This is a genomic window from Brevibacillus sp. SAFN-007a (genome assembly GCF_051967035.1).
GTDB lineage: Bacteria > Bacillota > Bacilli > Brevibacillales > Brevibacillaceae > Brevibacillus.
In genome coordinates this window covers 1-18,164 of record NZ_JBQCKK010000015.1, presented here as the reverse complement: position 1 = coordinate 18,164, position 18,164 = coordinate 1, and the positions used below count along the sequence as shown (strand labels likewise).

Here is an 18,164-nt window from a genome sequence, read left to right as displayed (position 1 = left end):
TTTACTATAGCAAATCCAGGTCAAAAGTGCAAGAGTCAACTTCTGTACTTCCCCTTGATTTGCTCGCCGCATTAGGCCAAACTAATAACAACACCCGCTAAGGGGATTTTGGATCAGAAGAAAAGCGAGGAACATACATGAAACGAGAACGTTTGGACAAGGTGCTGGCGAATATGGCGTTCGGCACGCGCAAGGAAGTGAAGGCGCTGGTCAAGCAAGGACTGGTCGTCGTGGACGGCGTGGTCGCGACCGATCCGGGCATGCACGTCATTGCCGAAGAGCAGGATATCACCGTAGACGGGGAGCCGCTCAACTTCAAGCGCTGGGTTTACGTCCTGTTAAACAAACCCCCTGGGGTTGTATCGGCCACCGAAGACAATGTGCATCAAACGGTAGTCGACCTGCTTCCTTACGAATGGGCGGTCAAGGTACACCCGGTAGGCCGACTGGACATCGACACAGAGGGGCTTTTGCTTTTGACCAACGACGGTCAGCTTTCGCACAGCCTGCTGTCCCCGAAAAAGAAAGTGGACAAGGAATATTTTGCCCGCATCGACGGCCCGGTCACAGAGCGGCATGTACAAGAGTTCGCCAAAGGGGTGGAGCTGGAGGATTTCACCACGCTGCCTGCGAAGCTGGAGGTTTTGTCTTCGGGAGAAACCTCGGAGGTTCGCGTGACGATTATGGAAGGCAAGTTCCACCAGGTAAAACGGATGTTTGCCGCCTTCGGTCTGCATGTCACCTACCTCCAGCGCATCCGCATGGGCCCGCTCCACCTCGACCCGGCACTCGCTCCCGGCGAATACCGCGAGCTGACCGAGGAAGAGCTGCACCTGCTGCAAAACATAAACAAGGAATGATGTGCCCGCTGCCCGGCATGCACGGACGGCGCCCACGACAGTCGGATCAGCCCTTCTCCGACTGTCTTTTTTTGCGCAAACCGCGGAAAAAGTCCTTGAGCATCTGGGCGCATTCCTCTGCCAATACGCCGTCCAGGACGGGAACCTGATGATTGAAGCGCGGCTCGGCCAGCAGATTCATCAATGTCCCGGCACACCCCGCCTTGGGATCGCGTGCGCCGTACACCACCTGCTCGATGCGGCTTTGCACGATCGCCCCGGCGCACATCGGGCACGGCTCCAGTGTGACATACAGCGTGCAGCCGATCAGCCGCCAGCCGCCCAGCCGTTCACTGGCCTCGCGAATCGCAATCATTTCCGCGTGCAGCGTAGGATCTTTTTGCGTTTCCCGCAAATTGTAGCCGCGTCCGACAATTTCCCCGTCGCGGACGATGACAGCGCCAATCGGCACTTCACCGATCGCAGCCGCTTTTTGCGCTTCTTCCATAGCCGCTCTCATGTATGCTTCGTGTTTGCTTGCTTCCATCACGATGGGGAAAACTCCTTTGTTGACGTATTCAGCATGCTGGTTAAAATGCTGTTTCGCGAAGTTTTTGTCCATACCTGTTCACATACTCTCTGTGAGATTACATACATTAATGATGTACGGAAAATGTTTGCCTTTTACAGATTGCCTCTATACTGGAGGGATGCGAGTGGGCTTAACCTCTGCAAACACGTTGTTTGATCGTTTTCACAGTCCGACGATAGGTCAGCTGGCCAAAGAAGACGTGTTTTCCCACATTGAACAAACTATCTCCTCGATGAAGGGACCGTTTGAAATTATTGTGGGAGCCGATTCCCAGCTAAAAAGTCGCGGGACCTTTTTCGCCTTGGTCATCACGGTGATTCACCCCGGACACGGCGGGACCTTCTTTTACCACAAGTTTCAGGAACGGCGCTATTCATCCTTGCAGCAACGTATTTTTCAAGAGGCCCTGTATGCGGTAGGTCTGGCTACAGAGGTGCGCCAATATTTGCGCGATCATCAGCTCGATACCCCCATACGTTTGCACTTTGACATCGGCAGGAATGGCCCTACCCGTAAGTTTATCCAATCGCTTTTGAGTCTAGCAGAGACCAACCACTTCCGGGCGGAAATCAAACCGAACTCCTTTTGTGCATCGACGATTGCCGACAAATTCACCAAGTGATGAAGAGCATGCTTCTTCCTTGAACAAAGCGTGCAGGCGGATTGCTTTGGACGCATCCGCCCGCTTTGTTTGGGTTCTTCGCTGATCGGATGACGTATTTCTGGACAAGCAGGCGGAATTCCTTCTGCCCGGTCGCATCATCAGCCAAAATCATCCCGTCCGCCGTTTACCACTTGCGAAACGGCGTGAAGATCGTCAAATAGCCCGGTATCGGCAATCTGCCGCACCGGGCCTTTGCGTATGGGCATAGTGTCCTTCGTTCAATTGAGAAGCTTGGCTTTGCCTGCCTGATACCCGGAAAAAGGACGCTGCTTCCCTAAAAATGCCGGGCATTGGAGCCAACGAGCGCCCGTTCTGACGGGAACAGCGCTTGTTGCTCCAGCTCGGTTTCAAACCGCATGAGACGATCCAAAAATCCTGCGCATGCCGATTCGCTGTATGGCGCCATCATCTCGATTTCGTAGGATAATGTTTTTTTCCATAGCTCCAGCTGTCTCCTGTTCGCCTCCCACGCCTCCAATTCCATCCACCCCTTATCTGATATCCTCCCTTTGCTAAAACAACAAAAACAAACTCATAAAAAGCTCATGCAGCCCGCACTTCAGCTTCTTTGCCAAAATCGGCAGATGGTTCGCCTTAAAGTCGTATTCTCCCTTCTCGTATTTCAGGTATGTGGAAGCATTACGAAAACCGAGTGACTCCGCCATTTCCTGCAGCGTGAGCTTGCACTCACTTCTTCGTTTTGCGATGAATGAGAGGTTCAGACGTTCCATATTCAGCTTCCCTCTTCCTTTGCAGAAATGGCAAATATTTATAGTTACATGATATCGTTTCAATTTCAGCAAAGTCAACACATTCTTTGTCGTTTTAGCAATCTTGTTTTTTCCGTTATGGAAAATTGTTAGAATGATAGTGCCAAAACGAAAAAGGTGGTTTCACGATGTCCATAGTCGGTCAAAGGATAAAATGGCTACGCGAGCAAAGGCAGTGGTCACAAATCCAATTAGCTGAAAAGCTCGGCATTCACAACACGGTTTTGTCGCGAATTGAATCGGGCGAAAAGAAAGGCGTGGATTCTCAGTTGATATCCAAAGTCGCCGACCTGTTTGACGTATCGACCGATTACCTTCATGGAAGAACAGATAACCCGACGCCATTTTGGCGGCAAGCATCTGTGCGGGAAACACCCACTCCCTTTTTGGACATTGACGGGTTAACGGAAGAAGAACTGACGGAAATCAAGCGGCATATCGAATTTGTCAAATGGAAATCCAGGCATAACGAGCCGCAGGAAGACAGCTAGAGAACCGGGAAGCGTTCTCTTCAAGCCTAAGCATGCAGGAGCGGACGAATCGCTTGCGTGCCTGTCCGTGCGATCGGCACCGTTTGCGCTTGGCTCACGGTAGATGTTCGCCACCCCCTGTTCGAGACTCCCCCTAGAAATGACGCCCATGCCGGGCGTACAGACGAAAACCCCTGGACGACAGGGGTTTTTGCGTGGAAGGACCGCTTCAATGGATCAGCGCCAATAAACTCTTGATACTTTATAGAGCTATAACTGTGACTAGCAAAATTCTAAGTTCATACCAATTACCTTACACGAATTGATATTGCTAAATGACTTATTCTGCTGTTATTCCTGTACCTTTTTTGATCTTCTTATTCTCATAATCCCAGTTGTACAGGGTCGTGCTGTTTAACTCCCCGTCTGTATCAAAAGTCTGCACATATATGGTATTTTGTCCCCCACTGTATAAGCCAAACACGCGATTGGGAGCATCACCTACTTTGATCTCTCCCAGCGATGTAAGTTTCCCTGTTTCATATTGAAGGAGTTGTAAGAAAACCTCACTTCCGTTTCCATAATGGAATACATAAATTTCATACTTGCCATCATTGCTGAAGTAGTCCAGTTCAGCGAGTGCGGGAGTGAGCGAAAGCACCCCCGAACTTTTTCCCTCTAATTCTGCTGGAGCAGGAATAGGAAGTTTAATGCCGTGCATTCGATCTTCAAGCACTACTGTATTCCCAGGATTCCAGATAAGATGTAAGCCTTGTCCAAGCGGGGTGTCCGTTGACGCTGAAGTAGTGCTAGTCAATGTTGCATTGGGGTCTGTAAAACGAACCGCAGGAGTCTTGTTATCCCACTCCTGCTTGATCCCGAGCATATTGGCTACAGTTGCTACAGGAGCATATACGTTTCCGTTATAAATAAACGGTTCAGCTTTCGTGCTAATCGTCTGTCCGTTAACAATTAATTTTATGTTCGCAAACCGTGCTGAGATTTTCTCCATTAAACTTTTAGCAAAAACTGATGTTCCTCCAAAAATAAGAGTAAAGCCAAGAACACCTGCTAATATGTAATTCCATTTTTTCATGATAAATATCCTTTCTAATTTCAGCATGATAATAGACGAAGTATTTGGAGATTAGTTGCGAAACGAAAATAGCATTGCAACCTTCATTAGATCCATGTGATCCATGTGCCAATTATAAGCCTTTTACCAGAAACAAATCGCGCCCTTAAAAGGAACACCTTTAAATCCGAATAAAAGAGCTTGCCAAACAATCACCTCCATTCAATCAGGTACATCATTCCTCACTTTTCTCACATTCTTTGACACTGGCACTTCATATTTTTCCCTCTTCATCTGACTACACCACCTACTGTAATTAATCATTTCCACATTCTTCGAATTTTTCGTTAAGCTCACAACTTTCCCCTCCCTTTTGTCGTCTATAACGAATTGTTTAAAAAGAAAAAATTAGAAGAAAATAGGAAATGCAGAGCGGCGATTGTGGCGGAATATGACCTCACAGCCTCCGCTTTAGACCGCTAGATCAAGCAGGCTCAAACAACAGGCTCCTTGTGCGGGTCCAAACAAGGACACTGCACGGATTTCCCGCGCTTTTGCGACGGTACAAGGCGATTTACGCCAGATTGAATGGTTTCATACCGACTGTGGCAGCGAGTTCAAGAATCAAAAGATGGATGCGCTTTTGGAGACGTTTGAAATCGGCCAATCCCTAAGTATGAAAAGCTGTCCGTACGACAACGCTGTGGCTGACACCTACAAGGTCATGAAAACAGAGTTTGTGAACCAGATGAACTTCCAAAGTCTTCGTCACCTGGAGTTGGAATTATACGATTACGTGAACGGTTTTAACAAGCATCGTATTCCTGGAACATTAGGCTATATGACGCTTGTTCAGTATCGCCATACAGACCTTAAAAAGTTGTCTGATTTACTGTTGACAATCCACAAGAGTATCGGTGAATGGGGGGAACTGATGGGCGATCCGATACTTGCTACAACTATTCTGGATCGGCTCTTACACCATTCCCACATCGTCAATATTAGAGGGAACAGTTACCGACTCAGTGAAAAAAATGAGGACTGGAGCCTACGGCTCCCCCTCTTCTACCTAACCAACAAAAATCGACGGGTGGGTCAAAATTAAGTCGGCGTTGACAGCCAATCTATTCATGGAAGATGATGAGTTCATTTTTACATGGATCAAAATCCGCAAAGCCAGTTCCTAGCTTTATTGAAGAGTCATCTAATAAACTGTAATATAAAATTTCATTAGTTCTAAATTTTTTGGTAATAACACACTGGGAATTTCCCTCCAATATTCTTTCGTCAGGCGAAGTAATAAAAATGGTGTTTTCGTTCTCCAAATCGATGAGCCTCTGTTTCTCCCCCTGTTCCTTAATCAGAAAGTAGTTCCCATCTGATTGTTTTACTCTATTTTCTACCCCTTCTATGGTAGTTTTCTTGCAGATTTGTCCAGAATCAATCTCAATCATTTCCGTGTTATGAAGGTCGAAATTGTATCTGCAATAAAAAATAGGACCATGGGAAATCATCAAAGAGAAAGCACTTTCGTTCATACATGAATCCAGGATCGAGTCGACTCCAATTGGCACCGATTTTTTTACCCTAGTAATAAACTGCTTTATTTCCAGGCAAATGATGCTCTCCTTTGCTTCTAAACTCCTGTCACAATGATTTTGGTTCTTACGCACTTGATAAGCTCTTCTTTTTTCTGATACAGTGAATCTTCCCGTTTTCAAAAAAAGATAGGCATCGCCGTTACATTCTTGTATATACAGCTGATCGAATCGGGAAAACAACTCATGATCCCCCACCATATCCGGTATCGGATACAGCCTCTTTTCGACACTATCCAATAGGAATACTTGAAAAAAAGATGAGGTGTTAGCATCATCACTCATCTTTGGCAACGCGACAATGCAATAGCGCTCATCCATACCATATAATTCCATATGGGCTATCGTTGAATTTCCAAGATGCGATCCATTTTTATCCGCGAGATTGATTGAACAAATAAATCTGTTCGTAAAGGTATCACAATCGAAGTTATAAAATTCTACCCGTACTTCATGATTGTCCCATTCTGTTGAGGCATAGTACATAAAATGATGATCGCTTACGTGATTACTTGTAATGCCAACCGGCTTCGGAAAAAACCACTCTTCAAATTCATTGAAATGTACATGGTATTTCACAAGCTTATCGAAGTACATATCTTCGTGTTGAATGTTTTTGTACACCAGGAAAACTATACGATCTTCTAGACCTATCATGGACGGAACAATATTGTTGTTTTCAAATCCCCGTACATTTACTACTCGAATCATTTTTTGCCTCCAAACGATATGATTATCTATTTGATCTCCCCCGCGAGTATTTGGGTGATTATGTGGGTAATATCCATCCAGGAGATCACACAGTTATTTATAAGCCAGGCAATTAGACCAGCAGTTTCATGCCGATTGAAACCACAGTCCCCCTCACTTGAAAAGGGAAACGGTTGGTCATCAAGGTACCCATAAAAAAAGAAAAAGCCTTGGTGACTCAAGGCTTTTTTGTATGGCGTCCCCGAGAGGATTCGAACCTCCGACCTACAGTTTAGGAAACCGTTGCTCTATCCTGCTGAGCTACGGGGACATCAATTTTTCTCTTCCCATTATAAAAAGAATCACGTCATTTGGCAAATGAAGGACTAGGAGGCTCATCCCCCTAGTCCGCCGTTGTGTACCGCTATTTAGTTGTGCGCGAACTGCTCTTCTTCTGTCGACCCGGTCAAAGCTGTGGTCGAAGAATTTCCGCCAGCGATCACTTGCGCTACCTCATCGAAATAGCCGGTACCCACCTCGCGCTGATGGCGAGTTGCTGTATAGCCGTAAACCTCGCTCGCGAATTCGGCCTGCTGCAATTCGGAGTAAGCCGCCATTCCGCGATCGCGGTAGCCGCGTGCCAGCTCGAACATGCCGTAGTTCAGGGCGTGGAAGCCTGCAAGTGTGACGAACTGGAACTTGTAGCCCATCTCTCCCAATTCCTCCTGGAAGCGAGCGATCGTTTGCTCGTCGAGCTTCTTCTTCCAGTTGAAGGACGGGGAGCAGTTGTACGCCAGCAGCTTGCCGGGATATTGGGCATGGATGGCTTCCGCAAAGCGACGTGCTTCCTCCAGGTTTGGCTCGGACGTTTCGCACCAGATCAGGTCTGCGTATGGAGCGTAAGCGAGTCCGCGGGCAATAGCCGCGTCCAGGCCGCCGCGCAGGCGGAAAAAGCCTTCAGGAGTCCGCTCGCCAGTGAGGAACGGCTGGTCTTGCGGATCGACATCGCTCGTAATCAGGAAGGCGCCGTTTGCGTCTGTACGCGCTACGATGATCGTCGGAACGCCCATGACATCAGCAGCCAAGCGGGCTGAGATCAGGTTGCGGACAGCAGCCTGCGTCGGGATCAGCACTTTCCCGCCCATGTGGCCGCATTTTTTCTCGGAAGCGAGCTGGTCTTCAAAATGCACACCGGCGGCTCCCGCTTCGATCATGCTTTTCATCAATTCAAATACGTTCAGAGGCCCGCCAAAGCCCGCTTCCGCGTCAGCGACAATCGGAGCAAACCAGTACGTATCGGTGCCGCCCTCGGATTGGTCGATCTGGTCGGCTCGTTGCAAGGCCTGATTGATTCTTTTTACGACGTGGGGGACGCTGTTTGCCGGGTAGAGGCTTTGATCGGGATACATTTGACCGGAGAGGTTTGCATCCGCCGCCACTTGCCAGCCGCTCAAGTAAATCGCCTTCAGCCCTGCTTTTACCTGCTGGATCGCCTGATTCCCGGTCAAAGCCCCCAACGCTTTGATATGATGCTCGGTATGCAGCAGATTCCACAGCCGCTCCGCCCCCAGTCGAGCCAACGTATGCTCGATTTGGACAGACCCGCGCAGGCGGTACACGTCCTCAGCCGAATACGTCCGGGTAATCCCCTTGAAACGCTCGCTGTTCCAGCTTTGCTCAATCTGTTGAATCGCTTCCTGCTTTGTTTGTTTGCTCATTTTCTTTTCCCCCACTCGTTTTTATATGATGGTTTTATAGATAGCGATAGCCCGGTACAGTCAGAAAATCCTCGAAGTCGTCCTCCGTCACCAGCCTCAGGAACAGCTCGCCGGCAACCTGAAATTTGCTGTTTTCATAACGTTCCTGGCCAATCGCTTGTTTCAATGCCTGCAATTCCTCGCTCAGCCATTGCTTGACCAGACCCTCGGTGATCTTGCGGCCATCCTGGAGCACACCTTGTCGATGGCGAATCCAGTGCCACACCTGAGCCCGGGAAATTTCCGCGGTCGCCGCATCCTCCATCAAATTGTGGATCGGCACTGCGCCATACCCGCGCAGCCACGCTTCGATGTACTGCAAGCCTACGCTGATGTTGGTGCGCACGCCTTCTTCTGTGATGACGCCCTCTGGTACAGCCAGCAGATCGCTTGCCGATACCTGCACGTCCTCGCGTTTATACCAGATTTGGTTCGGCTCCCTCATCAAACGGTTGAACACTTCCATCGCCACCGGCACCAGGGCGGGATGGGCTACCCACGTACCGTCGTGTCCGTCGTAGGCTTCCCGCTCCTTGTCAGCGCGTACTTTGGCGAGCGCTTCCTCGTTTTTGACCGGGTCGTTTTTCACCGGAATTTGTGCCGCCATCCCGCCGATGCAAGGCGCCTGGCGCTTATGGCACGTCTTCACCGCCAAAGTGGTGTAGGCTTTCATAAACGGAACGGTCATCGTCACTTGCGCCCGGTCAGGCGTGATGACGTCCGGCTGATTCCGCAGCTTTTTAATGTAGCTGAAAATGTAATCCCAACGCCCGCAATTCAGTCCTGCGCTATGCTCCCGCAGCTCATACAAAATCTCATCCATCTCAAAGGCAGCGAGAATCGTCTCGATCAGAACCGTCGCCCGAATCGTGCCGCGCGGAATATTCAGCTCCTCCTGCGCAAACACAAACACGTCGTTCCAGAGGCGCGCTTCCAGATGGCTTTCCAGCTTCGGCAAATAAAAATACGGGGCTGTCTTGTTGGCCAGCAAGGCATCGACATTGTGGTAAAAGTAGAGACCAAAGTCGAACAGGCTGGCGGAAATCGGCTTTTGATCGAGAAGGATGTGTTTTTCATCGAGATGCCAGCCACGCGGCCGTACGATCAACACCGCCGTCTTCTCATGGAGGGTGTAGTGCTTTCCTTCCGGGCTGGTGTACGATATGTTGCGGCGAACGGCGTCCTTCATGTTGATCTGACCCTGAATGGTATTCTCCCAGGTAGGCGAGTTCGCATCTTCAAAGTCTGCCATGAAGATACGCGCGCCCGAATTGAGCGCGTTGATAACCATTTTGCGGTCGCCAGCAGGCCCGGTGATTTCCACTCTGCGATCCAGCAGATCAGGTGGAAGAGGAGCCACTGTCCAATCTCCGTTGCGAATGTCGGCTGTTTCCGGCAAAAAGTCGGGCAGTTGACCGGCATCTATTTTCCATTGGCGCTCCTTGCGATCGGCAAGCAACTGCCGCCTCCTGTCGCCAAATGCTTGTTCCAGCTTGATGACGAACTGAATGGCTTCCGGCGTGAGAATATCCTCGAAGCCGGAGCGCATCTCGCCGGTGATCTGGATTTCCAGCGGATACGGGTTTGTTGGAATCGCAGTCAAAACGGTTCACCTTCCTTGATAGCATTGAGTTATTATGGTACAGATAGAATTTTGTCGAATTATTATAGTACAGATGGTACAAAAAAAATGGTCTAATCCTGATATCCGCTGCCACTGCAATGACTGCAGCTCACATGTCCATCTCCCAGGCAATGATGGCAAGACACCCCGTGGTCATCATTACCAATGCCTCCGCACCTTGGGCAATTTTGTTCCCCGTTACCTTCACAACGATAGCAGTCCATTTTCATTCCCTCCTTATCTGTATTAAAACATTGTTCCTGTGATTTGTTTTTATTATATAACAGAGATTGGTACAGTGCAACACAATTTTCTAAAAATTATAACTGTATTAGAACACACTTTCCAAGCTGCCTGCTACGCTTTGCTTTCACGGCTTTCCCGGGCAAAAAGAAAGCAGCCCCTGACCCGGTTTCGATCAAAGGCTGCCGTCTTTATGCGTTTTTTTCCGGCGCTTATTTCGGCGCGATTTTTGCTACGCCACCCATATATGGACGCAGCACTTCCGGAATGGTGATGCTGCCGTCTTCCTCCTGGTAGTTTTCCAAAATAGCCGCTACGGTACGGCCGATGGCCAGACCAGAGCCGTTTAATGTATGCACGAATTCCGGCTTCGATTTCGTGTCGCGGCGGAAACGAATATTGGCGCGACGAGCCTGGAAGTCTTCGAAGTTGGAGCAAGACGAGATTTCGCGATACGTATTCGAGCTTGGCATCCATACCTCCAGGTCGAATTTTTTCGCGGCCGTAAATCCGAGATCCCCTGTGCACATGCTCATGACGCGGTAAGGAAGTCCAAGCAGTTGGAGCACCTTCTCTGCGTCCTTCACCAGTTTATCCAGTTCCTCGTAGGAATCTTCCGGTTTGACGAATTTCACCAGTTCCACTTTGTTGAATTGGTGCTGGCGGATCAGACCGCGTGTATCGCGACCTGCCGACCCTGCTTCCGAGCGGAAACAAGCACTAAAAGCGGCATAGTAACGCGGCAAATCGGCTCCATCCATGATTTCATCGCGGTGCATGTTGGTGACAGGCACCTCCGCGGTAGGGATCAGGAAATAGTCCGGTCCCTCCAGCTTGAAAGCATCTTCCTCGAACTTCGGCAATTGCCCGGTTCCGGTCATGCTTGCACGATTGACAATATACGGCGGGATTACTTCCTCGTATCCGTGCTCGTTGGCATGCAAGTCCATCATGAAGTTCATCAATGCGCGCTCCAAACGAGCCCCCAGCCCTTTGTAAAAGACAAAGCGGCTTCCCGTTACCTTTGCGGCCGTCTCAAAATCGAGAATCCCTGCCTGGCCCGCCAACTCCCAATGCGGCTTTGCCTCGAAGCCAAAATGGCGCGGCTCGCCCCAGGTCCACGCCACAACGTTGTCGTCTTCCGTTGTGCCAATGGGTGTGCTCTCGTGCGGCAGGTTAGGCAAGCTCAGCAAAATCAATTCCAGCTGCTCATCCAGCTGGCGAAGCTCTTCGTCCAATGTCTTGATCCGCTCATTTACTTCCTTCATTTCCGCAATCAGGTGGTCGGCGTTCTCTTTGTTGCGCTTCAACACCGCTACTTGTTCCGATACGGTGTTCCGTTTATTTTTTAGCGCCTCTGCTTCCTGAATCACGTGGCGGCGCTTTTCATCCACCTCTGCAAATTGATCCAGCGCCGAAATATCTTCATTGCGATGCGCCAAACGGCGTTTTACTTCTTCCAAATCCTGACGCAATACTTTTACGTCCAACATGTTCGAACCCCTCCGAATCCGTAATAAAATGCAAAAAACACCCGTCCCCTCATAAGGGACGAGTGTTGTGTACCCGCGTTGCCACCCTCGTTGATACATGCCCGACCTGGCGCATCTATCCACTCCATCCGTCATAACGGGACGGTACCGGGCAAAGTTCATTCCTTTGCCGCTCCGAGATGGATTCCCTCACATACCGGATCGGTTTGCACCTACCACCGACTCTCTACACCAGGTTGATGTGAAGTACTTGTTCTCGTCATCGCATTCTCATTCTTGCATACTTCTATTGTTAACTGTACTACAGGTTCTATACGTATGTAAAGGCCGCTCCGCCATCATCTTGTCCCCAAAAAGAAAAGACCGGCATGAGGAGTGCCGATCTTTTCGCAAGCGTTGCTTTTGTCAGCTTCGGTATTCCTTCACCATGTCGAGGAAGTATTTGTGCAATCTTGCATCTTCCGTCAATTCCGGGTGAAAGGCCGCTGCCAGGTAGTGTCCGTCTCGTGCTACCACGATTTTTTCTTCGTACTTGGCCAGCACCTCTGCGCTTGCTCCGACTTCTACGATATAGGGCGCCCGGATAAAGACTGCCGGGTAATCGGCACCGACGCCAGCGACAGGCATCGTTACCTCGAAGCTATCCTTTTGGCGGCCGAAGGCATTGCGTTCCACCTTGATGTTCATCAACCCGAGATGGCAGTCATCTTGCCCCTGGATCTCTTTTGCCAAAAGAATCGCGCCCGCGCATGTACCGAAGATCGGCTTCCCTGCATTTCCGAACGCGCGGAGCGCCTCCATGAATCCGTACTTGTCCATCAGCTTGCTGATCGTCGTGCTTTCTCCGCCAGGGAGAACCAATCCGTCGAGATCGTCCAATTCTTCCACTTTTTTTACGGGAACGGCTGTCGCCCCTGCCTCTTCCAGCATGTGCAGGTGTTCTCTTACCGCCCCTTGCAAAGCGAGTACACCGATTTTCATCCTGTTCACCTTACCAGCCGCGCTCTTGCATGCGGTCCGCTTCGCGAATTTTGGAAATCTCGATTCCGGTCATGGCGCTTCCCAGACCTTTGGATACGCGAGCAATCAGTTCGTAGTCGGTATAGTGCGTAGTCGCTTCTACGATCGCGCGAGCGAATTTCTCCGGATTTTCCGATTTGAAAATACCGGAACCGACAAACACGCCGTCCGCACCGAGCTGCATCATCAGCGCCGCATCCGCCGGAGTCGCTACGCCACCCGCCGCGAAGTTCACTACAGGCAGCTTGCCGGTTTTGTGTACTTGTTCCAGCAGTTCGTAAGGAGCACCGAGGTTTTTCGCTTCTGCCATCAGCTCATCGTAGGACATCGCTTGAACTTTGCGGATTTGCGCCATCATCGTGCGCATATGGCGAACGGCTTCTACGATGTTTCCGGTTCCTGGCTCACCCTTGGTACGGATCATCGATGCCCCTTCACCGATACGGCGAAGCGCTTCCCCCAGATCGCGCGCGCCACATACGAACGGCACAGTAAATTCCTTTTTGTTGATATGGTACAGATCATCGGCCGGAGTCAACACTTCACTCTCGTCCAGGTAATCGACACCCATCGCTTCCAGCACGCGCGCTTCGACAAAGTGTCCGATACGAGCTTTTGCCATAACAGGGATCGAAACAGCGTTCAGTACTTCCTCCACAATGCTCAGATCAGCCATACGAGCGACTCCACCAGCTGCACGAATGTCAGAAGGTACGCGCTCCAAAGCCATGACAGCTACGGCACCGGCAGCTTCCGCAATTTTTGCCTGCTCGGCGTTCACGACGTCCATGATGACGCCGCCTTTTTGCATTTCAGCCATACCTTTTTTTACGCGGGACGTTCCTACTTGTACCATGTGAAAATTCCCCCTACATCATGAAGTCAGAACCGTAACTGTTATGCTCTGTTATGGTTCCTTGTTACCGTCATTGTAAACGATAGAGGAGGGGGAAAACAACCGTTATTTAATTTCCTGTTCCGCTACTGAACAAATTTCCAAAAAATTGAATGATGCTGCGGAAGAACAAGCGAATCCAGCTGGCTTCTTCGACTTCCTGGCTGGCGACCAGATCTGCGCCTGCTTTCGCTGCGTCTTCCGGCTGCAAGTAGTCGGTGTCTTTGGCGCCTTCTTCTTTCAGGACAAGTTTCCCGATGACCTGACCTTGCTTGATTGGGGCGGTCAAGTCTTGATACGTGACGGTCGGCGTGAATTTGGTTTCTGCTCCGATTTTGGTCAGCACGTTCACTTCGGTGGCTGTTACGGCGGGTACGCTGAGTTCTACTCCGTTCGTTACAGGTGCGGTTTCAAACCCTTTCACCGAAACATTTTTATCCAATTGCTTCGTTAGTTTGAAATTACTGAATCCATAGTCATAAAGCTTTTTGGTTTCCACAAAGCGTTTTGTTTTGCTGTCTGTTCCCATCACAACCGAAATCAATCGCATGTTATCGCGAACGGCCGTACCCGTAAAGCAATTGCCTGCTGCTTGTGTATAACCCGTTTTTAATCCATCTACACCCGGATAGTAATTGGGTAGGTCAGGCAACATCCAGTTGTTATTCGCCATTTTTAATTCATTTTTCGAACCGGGACGGAAGGTAAAACGCGGGATCTTCGATACTTCCAACGCTTCCGGGAAATCGCGAATCAGATTTCTGGCAAGGATGGCAGAATCACGGGCGGACATCAGATTTTCCACTTGGTCGGTCTTGATGGAGTACGGCCCCAGTTCATTCGCTGGCAAGCCACTGGATGTGACGAAGGAGGTATTTTTCATCCCAAACTCGGCAGCCTTCTTGTTCATCATCTGCACGAAGTTCGCTTCACTGCCTGCGATCTTTTCAGCAAGCAGTACCGTTGCATCGTTGGCAGAAACGACAGCCATGGCATTGTACAGCTCTCTGACCGTAAAGGACTCCCCGAGATTCAGGTACACTCCGGAGGTATCGGAGATTCTTGCTACATAGAAGGCATATTCACTAACAGGTACCTTCTCATCCCAACTGATTTTTTTCTCCTTGATCGCTTCCAACACGAGGTATTCGGCCATCATCTTGCTCATGCTGGCAGGAGGCAGCGGGGCATCTGGATTCATGCTGTACAATATTTTTCCTGTTGATGCCTCTACCAGAATGGCTGATTTAGCTGCCAGTTGCAGATCAGCTGCAGGTGCTGCTTCCACCTTTGTCGCTGCTCCTCCCATTCCGGTAGCAAACATAGCGACAGAAAGGATAAAACCTGTCAGTCGTTTTGTCCAAGTAGTTCGCTTCATTGTTTCTTCTCACTCTCCAGTTTCTGTCATTAGTTCAAAAGGTAATGGCGCACCAAGTGTAAGTTTAACATACCATTACGATCGCATTGAAGTCCAAATAGGCTCATGAGAATCGTGCACGTTCACTATGATTTGTATCAATTTTTTTTGCCACTACCCATTTGGTAAACTAAACCCCCCTTTCTGGAGAGAAAGGGGGGTAGTTCTTTTTACCCTATGAGATCGAGTAGTTTGGCGATTCCTTCGTAATTTGCACATCGTGCGGATGGCTTTCGCGCAAACCGGCACCAGTGATGCGGACAAATTGGGAGTTCTGAATCAGATCTTCAATCGTTTTGGCTCCACAGTAGCCCATTCCTGCACGCAAACCGCCAATCAACTGGTAGGTCACATCAGCCAAAGGCCCTTTGTACGGAACACGGCCCTCGATGCCTTCTGGAACAAGCTTTTGCTCGTTCTCCTGGAAGTAACGATCCTTGCTGCCCGCTTTCATCGCACCAATCGAGCCCATACCGCGGTATACCTTGAAGCGACGGCCTTGAAAAATCTCAAATTCGCCTGGGCTTTCCTCTGTTCCGGCAAACAGGCTGCCGATCATAATCGCCGAAGCACCCGCCCCGATTGCTTTTGGCAAATCACCGGAGTATTTAATGCCGCCATCGGCAATAATTGGAATATTGTATTCGCGAGCTACTCGGGCACAATCGTAAATGGCGGTGATTTGCGGAACTCCGATACCCGCTACGACACGTGTCGTGCAAATCGAGCCTGGACCGATCCCGACTTTTATAATGGATGCTCCTGCTTCGATCAGGTCACGAGTAGCTTGTCCTGTCGCAACATTTCCTGCCACGATGGTCAGGTTGGGGTATTCCTTGCGAATCGCTTTTACTGTTTCGATGACGCCTTTGGAATGCCCATGCGCCGTATCGACTACAAGCATGTCCACGCCCGCCTGCACAAGCGCCGCTGTACGTTCAAACGTATCTGCGGAAACCCCTACTGCCGCCCCACACAGCAAGCGTCCTTGCGGGTCTTTGGCTGCTTGCGGGTATTGGATCGCCTTTTCAATGTCTTTAATGGTAATGAGTCCACGCAAAATATTATGCTCATCGACCAACGGCAACTTTTCGATTTTATGCTTTTGGAGAATCGCTTCCGCTTGCTGCAGGGTGGTTCCTACCGGAGCCGTAACCAGATTCTCTTTTGTCATTACTTCCTTGATTGGTGTCGAGTAGTCATGCACAAAACGCAAATCGCGATTGGTCAAAATCCCGATAAGATGCTTTTCTTCGTCGACAATCGGAACACCGGAAATGCGGTATTTCCCCATCAGAGCATCCGCTTCTGCAACGGTGTGATCCTGGGTCAAAGAAAACGGATTGGTAATGACGCCACTTTCCGAGCGCTTCACGCGGTCTACTTCACTCGCCTGTTGCTCGATCGTCATGTTTTTATGAATGACCCCGATACCACCCTGACGAGCCATCGCGATAGCCATGGCTGATTCCGTTACCGTATCCATTCCGGCACTGATCAGAGGGATGTTCAAGCTGACCGTTTCGCTCAGTTTTACGCGAACGTCTACATCCCTTGGCAACACTTCGGATTTTGCTGGAATGAGCAGTACATCATCAAATGTTAGTCCTTCTTTGACAAATTTATCTTCCCGCACAGTAGAAAGCCCCTCTCGGCAAATATTTTAAGACAGTTTAACAAACGGCATAATTTACTGTCAAGGAATGAGTAAAATGTTCGGTTATGGAGTTTATTAGACAGATAAATCAAAAAAATAATTAGAAAAAACAACCAAAACACGAAAATTGTTGGAAGGTGGTCACGATGAATCCTGCATGGAAAATGTTCCGTTTTTTCGAAACGGAGCCTACTGCTCGCAAATATTTGACAGCCTGCTACGACAGCATGGGATTGGAGCATGCTGATCGCCTGGCCTTTCACCAGAGCTCTCGCTTTCTTTTTTTATGGAAGCAGGCGAGGAAATTTTATACAACAGCAGCAAATGCCGATCTGTCCATCCAGCCATTGCTGCTCTTTTATGGATGCTCCCATCTGCTCAAAGGCATGCTCCTCACTCGCGATCCGTCCTATCCCCAAAACAGTCGAGTGCTTCAGCATGGGGTCACCACCCGAAAGCTGAAGAGAAACACTTACTTGCTGCTAGAGGATGAGGTTCGACCACAAAAAGAGGGCTTTTTTGCTTTATTGGCCCAGCGCTTTCATCTTTCCCCTTTGCAGGATCGCTACGCGATGCATGATTTGTTTGCTTCCATCCCGGCAGTCAGCGATGTTTACGCCGCTCTGTCTGAAAAACCGCAACACTGGTTGCAAGTAGACTGGAGCAAAATCTACAGAACCGAGCAAGCCCCCTCTGACAGCGAATCGTGGGTCCAGATTACTTTTCCCGAGAAAATGGACGGGCCTTTGGCGTACTCGTCAGAAACCTTTATTCAATACATCAACAGAGTCCGAACGGAGAGCTCCGGTTTGCAAGTACACTGGCGAGAAGGGAGTCCCAAGCAGGTACTTCTTCCCTCGTCCGCCTTGTCGCACCTGGATCGGCACCCTTTGTTTCGCTGGCATGCGCATCGTCTTTTCTTTTGGAATGGCTCATCCGATTCTCTGCCTCTTCCTGAGTGGGCCAGTCACTTTTTACTTTTGTATTTGCTGAGCATGCTTTGCAGATATGAAACGGAGTGGTGGGGAGAGCTGGTCTTATCCCACGGCCTTGCTGAACGCTCTCTCGTGGAGCTTTTCTTGGAGTACCATATGTCTGACTATCCCGCTGTTATTATGAGACAGATCCAGCAAAAAAACTCTTCGCTCGCGCTAGGTCTCTCCTTCGATGCTTACTGAGCTGTTTTCCTGGGTATACAAAAAAGCTGCATTCTCCATTACTCGAAAAGTAATCGGGAATACAGCTTTTTCTTGTTCCTTCAAAACTGGATCTGCATGTTAGCCAAGTGTGTGGATAAGTCCTCGACCGATTAGTATTCGTCAGCTCCACGCGTTACCGCGCTTCCACACCGAACCTATCA

General features: G+C 49.6%; 16 protein-coding genes, 1 tRNA gene, 2 pseudogenes and 1 other annotated feature. Of the genes and pseudogenes, 6 read left to right on the top strand and 13 right to left on the bottom strand.

Annotated elements, in window-relative coordinates; translation table 11 throughout:
* The first annotated feature begins 137 nt into the window (after positions 1–137).
* The gene (locus ACTHO6_RS15495; RefSeq protein ID WP_440242689.1) at positions 138–860 is read left to right on the top strand and encodes a pseudouridine synthase; all 723 of its coding nucleotides are present in this window, start codon (positions 138–140) and stop codon (positions 858–860) included.
* A gap of 46 nt (positions 861–906) precedes the next feature.
* Here the strand turns inward: ACTHO6_RS15495 and tadA are convergent, their stop codons facing one another.
* Positions 907–1,386 (bottom strand): tRNA adenosine(34) deaminase TadA, encoded by a 480-nt coding sequence (gene tadA, locus ACTHO6_RS15490; RefSeq protein ID WP_440242755.1) that lies wholly within the window; start codon positions 1,384–1,386, stop codon positions 907–909.
* A gap of 169 nt (positions 1,387–1,555) precedes the next feature.
* Between tadA and ACTHO6_RS15485 the strand changes: the two genes are divergently transcribed.
* Positions 1,556–2,053 carry a ribonuclease H-like YkuK family protein gene (locus ACTHO6_RS15485; protein WP_440242688.1) on the top strand — a complete coding sequence of 166 codons (498 nt, stop codon included), beginning with the start codon at positions 1,556–1,558 and terminating at the stop codon, positions 2,051–2,053.
* A gap of 316 nt (positions 2,054–2,369) precedes the next feature.
* Here ACTHO6_RS15485 and ACTHO6_RS15480 read toward each other — a convergent pair whose 3' ends face one another.
* Together ACTHO6_RS15480 and ACTHO6_RS15475 are read right to left on the bottom strand one after the other, a co-directional pair.
* Positions 2,370–2,579: a hypothetical protein gene (locus ACTHO6_RS15480; RefSeq protein WP_440242687.1), complete on the bottom strand. Its 210-nt coding sequence runs from the start codon at positions 2,577–2,579 to the stop codon at positions 2,370–2,372.
* 28 nt (positions 2,580–2,607) lie between these two features.
* Positions 2,608–2,826, bottom strand: a complete 219-nt coding sequence (locus ACTHO6_RS15475) for a helix-turn-helix domain-containing protein (protein WP_440242686.1) — start codon at positions 2,824–2,826, stop codon at positions 2,608–2,610.
* 167 nt (positions 2,827–2,993) lie between these two features.
* On the opposite strand from ACTHO6_RS15475, the gene ACTHO6_RS15470 reads away from it, so the two are divergent.
* The gene (locus ACTHO6_RS15470; RefSeq protein WP_440242685.1) at positions 2,994–3,356 is read left to right on the top strand and encodes a helix-turn-helix domain-containing protein; all 363 of its coding nucleotides are present in this window, start codon (positions 2,994–2,996) and stop codon (positions 3,354–3,356) included.
* A 319-nt stretch (positions 3,357–3,675) separates the two neighbouring features.
* Here the strand turns inward: ACTHO6_RS15470 and ACTHO6_RS15465 are convergent, their stop codons facing one another.
* Complete coding sequence (locus ACTHO6_RS15465) at positions 3,676–4,431, bottom strand: stalk domain-containing protein (protein ID WP_440242684.1); 756 nt, start codon at positions 4,429–4,431, stop codon at positions 3,676–3,678.
* 610 nt (positions 4,432–5,041) lie between these two features.
* Between ACTHO6_RS15465 and ACTHO6_RS15460 the strand changes: the two are divergent.
* Both ACTHO6_RS15460 and ACTHO6_RS15455 read left to right on the top strand, forming a co-directional pair.
* Positions 5,042–5,272 (top strand): annotated as a pseudogene (locus ACTHO6_RS15460) (IS3 family transposase); the annotation flags it as partial.
* A gap of 27 nt (positions 5,273–5,299) precedes the next feature.
* Positions 5,300–5,483, top strand: a pseudogene (locus ACTHO6_RS15455) (ATP-binding protein); the annotation flags it as partial.
* 51 nt (positions 5,484–5,534) lie between these two features.
* Here ACTHO6_RS15455 and ACTHO6_RS15450 read toward each other — a convergent pair.
* The 9 genes from ACTHO6_RS15450 to guaB all read right to left on the bottom strand — a co-directional run bounded on the left by ACTHO6_RS15450 (position 5,535) and on the right by guaB (position 16,783).
* Positions 5,535–6,719 carry a hypothetical protein gene (locus ACTHO6_RS15450; RefSeq protein ID WP_440242683.1) on the bottom strand — a complete coding sequence of 395 codons (1,185 nt, stop codon included), beginning with the start codon at positions 6,717–6,719 and terminating at the stop codon, positions 5,535–5,537.
* A 233-nt stretch (positions 6,720–6,952) separates the two neighbouring features.
* A tRNA-Arg gene (locus tag ACTHO6_RS15445) sits at positions 6,953–7,029 on the bottom strand.
* Between the two features lie 97 nt (positions 7,030–7,126).
* On the bottom strand, positions 7,127–8,416 hold the full coding sequence (aceA, locus tag ACTHO6_RS15440) for an isocitrate lyase (protein WP_440242682.1): 1,290 nt from the start codon (positions 8,414–8,416) through the stop codon (positions 7,127–7,129).
* 34 nt (positions 8,417–8,450) lie between these two features.
* Positions 8,451–10,058 carry a malate synthase A gene (gene aceB / locus ACTHO6_RS15435; RefSeq protein WP_440242681.1) on the bottom strand — a complete coding sequence of 536 codons (1,608 nt, stop codon included), beginning with the start codon at positions 10,056–10,058 and terminating at the stop codon, positions 8,451–8,453.
* A gap of 476 nt (positions 10,059–10,534) precedes the next feature.
* On the bottom strand, positions 10,535–11,815 hold the full coding sequence (gene serS, locus ACTHO6_RS15430; protein ID WP_440242680.1) for a serine--tRNA ligase: 1,281 nt from the start codon (positions 11,813–11,815) through the stop codon (positions 10,535–10,537).
* A 51-nt stretch (positions 11,816–11,866) separates the two neighbouring features.
* Positions 11,867–12,087: a binding site (T-box leader), on the bottom strand.
* Positions 12,088–12,220: 133 nt separating this feature from the next.
* Entirely contained in the window at positions 12,221–12,796 is a 576-nt protein-coding gene (gene pdxT, locus ACTHO6_RS15425) for a pyridoxal 5'-phosphate synthase glutaminase subunit PdxT (protein ID WP_440242679.1), read from the bottom strand.
* A gap of 10 nt (positions 12,797–12,806) precedes the next feature.
* Positions 12,807–13,691, bottom strand: coding sequence for a pyridoxal 5'-phosphate synthase lyase subunit PdxS (pdxS, locus tag ACTHO6_RS15420; RefSeq protein ID WP_440242678.1), 885 nt, complete (start codon positions 13,689–13,691; stop codon positions 12,807–12,809).
* A gap of 109 nt (positions 13,692–13,800) precedes the next feature.
* On the bottom strand, positions 13,801–15,108 hold the full coding sequence (locus ACTHO6_RS15415) for a D-alanyl-D-alanine carboxypeptidase family protein (protein WP_440242677.1): 1,308 nt from the start codon (positions 15,106–15,108) through the stop codon (positions 13,801–13,803).
* 214 nt (positions 15,109–15,322) lie between these two features.
* Entirely contained in the window at positions 15,323–16,783 is a 1,461-nt protein-coding gene (gene guaB / locus ACTHO6_RS15410; protein WP_440242676.1) for an IMP dehydrogenase, read from the bottom strand.
* A 167-nt stretch (positions 16,784–16,950) separates the two neighbouring features.
* Between guaB and ACTHO6_RS15405 the strand changes: the two genes are divergently transcribed.
* Positions 16,951–17,982: a YaaC family protein gene (locus ACTHO6_RS15405; protein ID WP_440242675.1), complete on the top strand. Its 1,032-nt coding sequence runs from the start codon at positions 16,951–16,953 to the stop codon at positions 17,980–17,982.
* The last annotated feature ends 182 nt before the right edge of the window (positions 17,983–18,164 follow it).

What these genes read in the sequence shown, in the direction of transcription:
- ACTHO6_RS15495 (WP_440242689.1), top strand. Translation starts at nt 138, where the DNA reads ATGAAACGAGAACGTTTGGACAAGGTGCTGGCGAATATGGCGTTCGGC.
- tadA (WP_440242755.1), bottom strand. Translation starts at nt 1,386, where the DNA reads ATGGAAGCAAGCAAACACGAAGCATACATGAGAGCGGCTATGGAAGAA.
- ACTHO6_RS15480 (WP_440242687.1), bottom strand. Translation starts at nt 2,579, where the DNA reads ATGGAATTGGAGGCGTGGGAGGCGAACAGGAGACAGCTGGAGCTATGG.
- ACTHO6_RS15475 (WP_440242686.1), bottom strand. Translation starts at nt 2,826, where the DNA reads ATGGAACGTCTGAACCTCTCATTCATCGCAAAACGAAGAAGTGAGTGC.
- ACTHO6_RS15470 (WP_440242685.1), top strand. Translation starts at nt 2,994, where the DNA reads ATGTCCATAGTCGGTCAAAGGATAAAATGGCTACGCGAGCAAAGGCAG.
- ACTHO6_RS15465 (WP_440242684.1), bottom strand. Translation starts at nt 4,431, where the DNA reads ATGAAAAAATGGAATTACATATTAGCAGGTGTTCTTGGCTTTACTCTT.
- ACTHO6_RS15450 (WP_440242683.1), bottom strand. Translation starts at nt 6,719, where the DNA reads ATGATTCGAGTAGTAAATGTACGGGGATTTGAAAACAACAATATTGTT.
- aceA (WP_440242682.1), bottom strand. Translation starts at nt 8,416, where the DNA reads ATGAGCAAACAAACAAAGCAGGAAGCGATTCAACAGATTGAGCAAAGC.
- serS (WP_440242680.1), bottom strand. Translation starts at nt 11,815, where the DNA reads ATGTTGGACGTAAAAGTATTGCGTCAGGATTTGGAAGAAGTAAAACGC.
- pdxT (WP_440242679.1), bottom strand. Translation starts at nt 12,796, where the DNA reads ATGAAAATCGGTGTACTCGCTTTGCAAGGGGCGGTAAGAGAACACCTG.
- pdxS (WP_440242678.1), bottom strand. Translation starts at nt 13,691, where the DNA reads ATGGTACAAGTAGGAACGTCCCGCGTAAAAAAAGGTATGGCTGAAATG.
- ACTHO6_RS15415 (WP_440242677.1), bottom strand. Translation starts at nt 15,108, where the DNA reads ATGAAGCGAACTACTTGGACAAAACGACTGACAGGTTTTATCCTTTCT.
- ACTHO6_RS15405 (WP_440242675.1), top strand. Translation starts at nt 16,951, where the DNA reads ATGAATCCTGCATGGAAAATGTTCCGTTTTTTCGAAACGGAGCCTACT.